Genomic DNA, 7,421 nt, shown 5'->3' with positions numbered 1-7,421 from the left:
CCCCGGCAGCGAGAGCGCCCGCCCTCCCCTCATGCGCCGGCTGGCGCGACTCATGACCTGGTTCGGCAGTTCGCGCCAATGGTGGGCCGTGGGGCTGATCGGCGCCCTGCTGGCCGCGCTCACCGAGCCGCTCATGGCCGCCCTGCTCAAGCCGCTGCTCGACCGGGGCTTCACGCGCGGCGAGATGCCGCTGTGGTTCATTCCTGCGGCCGTGCTGCTGCTGTTCGCGGTGCGCGGCATCGCGCAGTTCATTTCGCAGTACGCGCTCTCGCGCATCGCCAACGAAGGCATGCAGAAGCTGCGCCGCGTGCTGTTCGAGCGGCTGCTCGGCGCCGAGCTGGCGCTGTTCGCGCGGCAATCGGCCAGCGCACTGTCGAACACCGTCGTGTACGAGGTGCAGACCGGCGCCATGCTGCTGGTGCAGGCGCTGCTCGGGCTGTCGCGCGACGGCTTCACGCTCATTGCGCTGCTGGGCTACCTGGTCTACCTGAACTGGAAGCTCACGCTCATCGTCGCCTTCCTGGTGCCCAGCATCTCCTGGATCATGAAGGTGTTCTCCAAGCGCCTGTACAAGCTCACGCAGCAGGGCCAGCAGGCCACCGACGAGCTGGCCTACGTGGTCGAGGAAAACGTGCTGGCCCACCGCGTGGTGCGGCTGCACGGCGCGGAGCAGGCGCAGGAGCGCCGCTTCGAACAACTGAGCCAGCGCCTCAATCGCCTGGCCGTGAAGTCCACCATCGCCCAGGCCGCCACCACGCCGCTGACGCAGATGATGGCTTCGCTGGCGTTGTCGGTGGTGGTGATGATCGCGCTGTGGCAAAGCGGCAAGCAGGGCTTCACGGTGGGCGGCTTCGTCGCCTACATCACGGCCATGCTGATGCTGATCGCGCCGATCCGCCGCCTGGCCGAGGTGGCCGGGCCCATCACGCGCGGCCTCGCAGCGCTGGAGCGCGGCTTGATCCTCATCGACGAGGTGGCGCCCGAATCGCAAGGCACCTTCAGCATCGCGCACGCCCAAGGCCATATCGAGCTGCGCAACGTGCAGGTCAGCTACCGCGGCGACGACGAACAGCGCGCGCTCGACGGCGTGAACCTCGTCATCGAGCCAGGCCAGGTGGTGGCCTTCGTCGGCCCCTCGGGCTCGGGCAAGACCACGCTGGTCAACCTGCTGCCGCGCTTCGTGCAGCCCAGCGGCGGCCAGGTGCTGCTCGACGGCCACGACACCAGCGAGTGGCAGCTCAAGAGCCTGCGCGCCCAGTTCGCGATGGTGAGCCAGGACGTGGTGATGCTCAACGACACGCTCGCCGCCAACGTGGCGCTGGGCGGCGACATCAACATCGCGCGCGTGCAGTCCTGCCTCGAGGCGGCCAACCTGAGCGCGCACGTCGAGACGCTGCCGCAGGGCATCGAGACCGTGCTCGGCCACAACGCCACGCAGCTGTCGGGCGGCCAGCGCCAGCGGCTGGCGATTGCCCGCGCGCTGTACAAGAACGCGCCCGTGCTGCTGCTCGACGAAGCCACGTCGGCGCTGGACACCGAATCGGAACGGCTGGTGCAGGACGCCCTGCAGCGCCTGATGCAGGGCCGCACCACGCTGATCGTGGCGCACCGCCTGTCGACCATCCAGCATGCCGACCGCATCATCGTGATGGAGCAAGGCCGCATCGCCGAGCAAGGCAGCCACGAGCAGCTCATGGCGAGCGACGGGCTCTATGCACGACTGCAGACGCTGGCGGTGCGCAGCGCGGCGCCGGGTCAGGACCCGACGCTCTGAGGACCCTCAGCGCGCAGTGCCTGCCGCGCTGCGCGCCTTCTTCGCCGCTGGTGCGGCGTTCTGCGGCGGCAGCGCGCCATCGGACACCAGCACGCCCGTCGACAGGATGAATTCCGCGGCGCTTTCGATGTCGCCCTGCAGCGCGGCCCGGGCCTTGGCGCCGTCGCGGCGCTTCAGCGCGGCCAGCAAGGCCGCATGGTGCGACATCGCCACCTTGTCCCCCACGCGGCGCGAGCCGGCCCGCAGGTCGTAGTTGAGGATGGGGCCGATGCGCAGCCACAGCGCCTCGATCATCTGCAACAACACCGGCATGTCGGCGGCGGCGTAGACCGCGAAGTGGAACTCCTTGTTGAAGGTGACGAGCTTCGAACCGTCCGGGCTCGCCGCATTCATCTCGGCCGCGAACTCGTCGTGCCAGCGCGTGATGTCGCGCAGCGCCACCGCGCCCGACGCCGAGGCCGCCAGCTCCGTGGCCAGGCCTTCGAGGTTGGTGCGGATGGTGGTGATTTCCTTGAACTGCGCCGCCGTCATCCGGGGCACGCGCAAGGTGCGGCTGGGCGTGAGTTCGAGCGCCTGCTCGGCCACCAGGCGCTGCATCGCCTCGCGCACCGGCATCACGCTCACACCCAGCGCCTCGGCCGCGCTGCGCAACGAAATCTGCTCGCCCGGCATCATCTGCCCACTCATCACGAGGTCGCGCAACTGGTCGTAGACGTTGGCACTGAGCGTCTGGCGCTTCAGGGGGGTGACGAGATCGGTGAGGCTCATGCGTCGAAGTATATGGCCGGGGTATTCCCTATGATTTATCTGTGATCACAGATATACGATCCACGTCATTCCAAAATCGACCTCAAGGATCTCTTCAGCATGTGGAACAACAACTCCCTCGCCGGCCGACGCGTGCTCGTCACCGCCGGTGCCAACGGCATCGGCCTGGACATCGTGCGCAGCTTCGCGGCGGCGGGCGCCAAGGTCTTCGTCTGCGATGTGCAGGCTGCCAGCCTCGACCAGCTGGCGCGTGAACTGCCCGAGGTGGGTCGCTGCGTCGCCGACGTGTCGAACGAGGACGACGTGGCCCGCCTATTCGAGGCCGTCGACCGTGAACTCGGCGGCCTCGACGTGCTGGTAAACAACGCCGGCGTGGCCGGCCCCACCGGGCCGGTCGAGACCGTCTCGCTCGCCGACTGGGAACGCACGATGGCCGTCAACGTCACCGGCCAGTTCCTCTGCGTGCGGCTGGCCGTGCCGCGGCTGCGCAAGGGCCGCCTGCCGGCCATCATCAACCTGTCGTCGGCCGCCGGGCACCTGGGCATGCCGGGGCGCTCGCCCTACTCCGCCTCGAAGTGGGCCGTCATCGGCTTCACGAAAACGCTGGCGCTCGAACTCGGGGCCGACGGCATCCGCGTCAACGCGATCCTGCCGGGCGCGGTCGATGGCCCGCGCATCCGTGCGGTCATCGCCGCCAAGGCCGAGGCCCTGGGCAAGCCGCTCGACGAAGTGACGCGCGCCTACACCGCGCAGGCCGCGCTGGGTCGCATGGTCACGGCCACGGACATCGCGAACATGGTGCTGTTCGCCGCCAGCGACCTGGCCGCCAGCGTCACGGGCCAGGAGCTCGTGGTGGACGGCCACACGCAGGCGCTGAGCTGATCCCCTCGCACGCCCCTTTCTTTCCCTCTTCTTCTTTCCGGACACCTCATGGCCCAACGCCCCAAAGCCATCATCACCTGCGCCCCCACGGGTGCCATCCACACGCCCAGCATGTCGTCGCACCTTCCCGTGACGGCCGACGAGATTGCGCAAGCTTCGATCGAAGCCGCCCGCGCGGGCGCCGCGATCCTGCACCTGCATGCGCGCGACCCGAAGGACGGCCGCCCCTCGCAGGACCCGGACCTGTTCCGCCCCCTCCTCTCGAAGATCAAGGCCGCAACCGATGCGGTGATCAACATCACCACCGGCGGCAGCCCGCACATGAGCGTCGAGGAGCGCATGCGCCCGGCCACCACCTTCAAGCCCGAGCTCGCCTCGCTCAACATGGGCTCGATGAACTTCGGCCTCTTTCCGATGCTGGAGCGCTTCCAGTCCTTCGAGCATCAATGGGAGCGCGAGCACCTGGAGAACAGCCGCAACCTGATCTTCAAGAACACCTTCGCCGACATCGAGAACATCCTCAAGCTCGGCAACGCCAACGGCACGCGCTTCGAGTTCGAGTGCTACGACGTGAGCCACCTCAACAACCTGCGGCACTTCCTGGACCGCGGGCTGGTGCAGGCCCCGGTCTTCGTGCAGACGGTCTTCGGCATCCTGGGCGGCATCGGCGCCGATCCCGAAGACCTGATGCACATGCGCCGCACCGCCGCGCGGCTGTTCGGCGACCGCTTCGAATGGTCGATCCTCGGCACCGGCCGCAACCAGCTGCCGCTGGCCACCATCGGTGCGGCCATGGGCGCGCACGTGCGCGTCGGGCTCGAAGACTCGCTGTGGATCGGCCCGGGCCGGCTCGCCGCGTCGAGCGCCGAACAGGTGCTGCGCATCCGCGCCGTGCTGGAGGCGCTGAACATCGACATCGCGACACCTGCGGAGGCGCGCGAAATCCTCGGCCTCAAGGGTGCGGCGAACGTCGACTTCTAGCCCTGCGCCAGAACCACTGACCCGACTCGGCCCGGCCCATGACCGGGCCGCATCTGCACGCCCGCCGGCGCCCGCCGACGACCTTCCGCCAGAACACGACAGGACAGGAGAGAGACATCCCATGCAACACCCATCCATCCCCGCCACGCCGCCGGGCCTGCGCGCCCGCCAGGCCGTCGACGAACAGGCCTCGCTCAACGCGCTGATCTTCCGCAAGCTCATGCCGCTGCTGGTGCTGGCCTATGTGATCAGCTTCATCGACCGCACCAACATCGCGCTGGCCAAGAGCCACATGGCCGTGGACATCGGCATCTCGGCGGCCGCCTACGGGCTGGGCGCCGGGCTGTTCTTCCTGAGCTACGCGCTGCTCGAAGTGCCCAGCAACCTCGTGATGCATCGCGTGGGGGCCCGCTGGTGGATCGCCCGCATCATGATCACCTGGGGCCTGCTGTCGGCCGGCATGGCCTTCGTCACGGGCGAGACCTCGTTCTACGTGATGCGCATCCTGCTCGGCGCGGCGGAAGCCGGCCTGTTCCCGGGCGTGATGCTGTACCTGAACTACTGGTTCGGCCGCAAGGACCGCGCACGCGCCACGGGCTACTTCCTGCTCGGCGTGTGCATCGCGAACATCCTCAGCGGCCCGGTCGGCGGTGCGCTGCTGCAGATGGACGGCCTGTGGGGCTGGCACGGCTGGCAATGGATGTTCGTGCTCGAAGGCCTGCCCGCCGTGGCGCTGGCCTTCGTGGTCTGGCGCAAGCTGCCCGACGGGCCCTCCAGCGCCAGCTGGCTCACGCGCCCGCAGGCGCAGGCCATCGAACGCCAGCTCGCCGCCGAACGCGCCGAGGACGTGGCCAACGGCCAGGTCGGCGAGTCGTTCCGCGCCTGCCTGGTCGACCGGCAGATCTGGCTGGCGATCTTTGTCTACTTCTGCCACCAGATCAGCATCTACACGGTGATCTTCTTCCTGCCGAGCATCATCGGCACCTACGGCAAGCTCTCGCCGCTGGAGATCGGTGCGCTCAACTCGCTGCCCTGGGTGGCCGCCGCCGTCGGCGCCATTGCGCTGCCCCGGCTCGCGGTCACACCGCAGCGCGGCCGGCTACTGCTGCTGGTCGGGCTGGTCTCGATGGCGGTGGGCTTGCTGATCGCAGCCTTCGCAAGCCCGGCCGTCGCGCTGGCCGGTTTCTGCCTCACGGGCTCGATGTTCTTCGTGGTGCAGTCGGTGATCTTCCTGTTCGCCTCGTCACGGCTGGCCGGCGTGGCGCTGGCAGGTGGGCTGGCGCTCGTGAACACCTGCGGCCTCGTGGGCGGCTTCATCGGGCCGTCGGTGATGGGCTGGATCGAGCAGAGCACGGGCAGCACGAAGAACGGGTTGCTGCTGATCGCCGGGATGCTGGTGGCCGCCGCGCTGGCCAGCATCTGGATGCGCCAAGGCCAGGAGTCGAAGCGCTGACCCGTCGTTGCAACGGGCCGCGCGCTCCTGTCGTCAGAGCAACACGATGTCGTACTGCCCCTGCCCGATCGCCGGCTCCGACTGCAGCGAGATCGGCTTGCCGATGAAGTCGCTCAGCCCCGCGAGGTGCTGGCTCTCCTCGTCGAGGAACAGCTCGATCACCTGCGGCGACGAGACGATGCGGAACTCGCGTGGCGTGAACTGCCGAGCCTCGCGCAGGATCTCGCGCATCACGTCGTAGGCCACGCTGCGCGCGGTCTTCACGATGCCCTGCCCGCCGCAGGCCACGCAGGGCTCGCACAGCATGTGGGCCAGCGATTCGCGCGTGCGCTTGCGCGTCATCTCGACCAGGCCGAGTTGCGAGAAGCCGCCTGCCGTGGTCTTCACGCGGTCGCGTGCGAGCTGCTTGCGGAACTCGGCCAGCACCTGCTCACGGTGGTCGTCGCGCGCCATGTCGATGAAGTCGACGATGATGATCCCGCCCAGGTTGCGCAGGCGCAGCTGCCGCGCAATGGCCTGCGCGGCTTCGAGGTTGGTCTTGAAGATGGTGTCGTCGAAGTTGCGCGCACCGACGAAGCCGCCGGTGTTCACGTCGACCGTGGTCAGCGCCTCGGTCTGGTCGACCACGAGGTAGCCGCCCGACTTCAGGTCGACGCGCCGGCCCAGTGCCTTCGCGATTTCCTCGTCCACCGAATACAGGTCGAAGATCGGCCGCTCGCCCTTGTAGTGCTGCAGCTTGCCGGCCGCCTGCGGCATGAATTCGAGGCCGAACTTCAGCAGCACCTCGAACTGCTCGCGCGAATCGATGCGGATGGTCTGCGTGTCTTCCGAGGTCATGTCGCGCAGCACGCGCTGCAGCAGGCTCAGGTCCTGGTGCAGCAGCGACATGGCCGGCATCCGGCTCGAGGCCTCGCGGATGCGCGTCCAGGTCTTGCGCAGGTAGGCGATGTCTTCGGCCAGTTCGGCATCGGCCGCGTCTTCGCCGTTGGTGCGCAGGATGAAGCCGCCCGTGTTCACCGGCACCACGCCGCCGCTCTCAGCGGCCGCGGCCGCCTCGATGAGCGCCAGCATGCGGTTGCGCAGCGACTCGCGCTGGTCGGGCGGGATCTTCTGCGACACGCCGATGTGGTTGTCCTGCGGCAGGAACACCAGCAGCCGGCCCGCGATGCTGATCTGCGTGGACAGCCGCGCGCCCTTGGTGCCGATCGGGTCCTTGATGACCTGCACCAGCAGCGACTGGCCCTCGAACACCTGCTTCTCGATGGGCACCATCGGCCCGCCGTTGCGGTGGTCGCGTTCGGGCGGCGTGGCGCTCGGGCGCGAGCCCGGCGTGAACGGCGAGACGATGTCGGCTACGTGCAGGAAGGCGGTGCGCTCCAGGCCGATGTCGATGAAGGCCGACTGCATGCCCGGCAGCACGCGCGAGACCTTGCCCAGGTAGATGTTGCCGACCAGCCCGCGCTCGAGCGTGCGCTCGACGTGCAGCTCTTGCACCGCGCCGTGCTCGACCAGCGCCACACGGGTCTCCTGCGGAGACCAGTTGATCAGGATGTCTTGCATGGA

Annotated in this window: 6 protein-coding genes; 4 read left to right on the top strand and 2 right to left on the bottom strand. The window is 68.5% G+C overall.

Annotated features, from left to right (window positions below; translation table 11 throughout):
- A partial coding sequence (gene msbA, locus AC07Y4_RS19315; protein WP_495274920.1) for a lipid A export permease/ATP-binding protein MsbA occupies window positions 1–1,774 on the top strand: 1,774 nt, incomplete at its 5' end.
- Window positions 1,775–1,780: 6 nt separating this feature from the next.
- Here the strand turns inward: msbA and AC07Y4_RS19310 are convergent.
- Window positions 1,781–2,542 (bottom strand): GntR family transcriptional regulator, encoded by a 762-nt coding sequence (locus AC07Y4_RS19310; protein WP_487846864.1) that lies wholly within the window; start codon window positions 2,540–2,542, stop codon window positions 1,781–1,783.
- A 99-nt stretch (window positions 2,543–2,641) separates the two neighbouring features.
- Between AC07Y4_RS19310 and AC07Y4_RS19305 the strand changes: the two genes are divergently transcribed.
- The 3 genes from AC07Y4_RS19305 (at window position 2,642) to AC07Y4_RS19295 (ending at window position 5,858) form a co-directional block, all read left to right on the top strand.
- Complete coding sequence (locus AC07Y4_RS19305; protein ID WP_095948650.1) at window positions 2,642–3,424, top strand: SDR family oxidoreductase; 783 nt, start codon at window positions 2,642–2,644, stop codon at window positions 3,422–3,424.
- Between the two features lie 48 nt (window positions 3,425–3,472).
- The gene (gene kce, locus AC07Y4_RS19300; RefSeq protein WP_487846863.1) at window positions 3,473–4,405 is read left to right on the top strand and encodes a 3,5-dioxohexanoate:acetyl-CoA acetone transferase; all 933 of its coding nucleotides are present in this window, start codon (window positions 3,473–3,475) and stop codon (window positions 4,403–4,405) included.
- A 121-nt stretch (window positions 4,406–4,526) separates the two neighbouring features.
- Entirely contained in the window at window positions 4,527–5,858 is a 1,332-nt protein-coding gene (locus AC07Y4_RS19295; protein ID WP_487846862.1) for an MFS transporter, read from the top strand.
- Window positions 5,859–5,891: 33 nt separating this feature from the next.
- Here AC07Y4_RS19295 and rng read toward each other — a convergent pair whose 3' ends face one another.
- Window positions 5,892–7,418, bottom strand: coding sequence for a ribonuclease G (gene rng / locus AC07Y4_RS19290; RefSeq protein WP_056580445.1), 1,527 nt, complete (start codon window positions 7,416–7,418; stop codon window positions 5,892–5,894).
- Window positions 7,419–7,421 lie beyond the last annotated feature (3 nt).

Source organism: Variovorax sp. GW460-12-1-14-LB1, assembly GCF_059423605.1.
The sequence above is the reverse complement of the archived record's forward strand: the minus strand, read 5'-3'. Positions and strand labels throughout refer to the sequence as shown.

What these genes read in the sequence shown, in the direction of transcription:
- AC07Y4_RS19310 (WP_487846864.1), bottom strand. Translation starts at nt 2,542, where the DNA reads ATGAGCCTCACCGATCTCGTCACCCCCCTGAAGCGCCAGACGCTCAGT.
- AC07Y4_RS19305 (WP_095948650.1), top strand. Translation starts at nt 2,642, where the DNA reads ATGTGGAACAACAACTCCCTCGCCGGCCGACGCGTGCTCGTCACCGCC.
- kce (WP_487846863.1), top strand. Translation starts at nt 3,473, where the DNA reads ATGGCCCAACGCCCCAAAGCCATCATCACCTGCGCCCCCACGGGTGCC.
- AC07Y4_RS19295 (WP_487846862.1), top strand. Translation starts at nt 4,527, where the DNA reads ATGCAACACCCATCCATCCCCGCCACGCCGCCGGGCCTGCGCGCCCGC.
- rng (WP_056580445.1), bottom strand. Translation starts at nt 7,418, where the DNA reads ATGCAAGACATCCTGATCAACTGGTCTCCGCAGGAGACCCGTGTGGCG.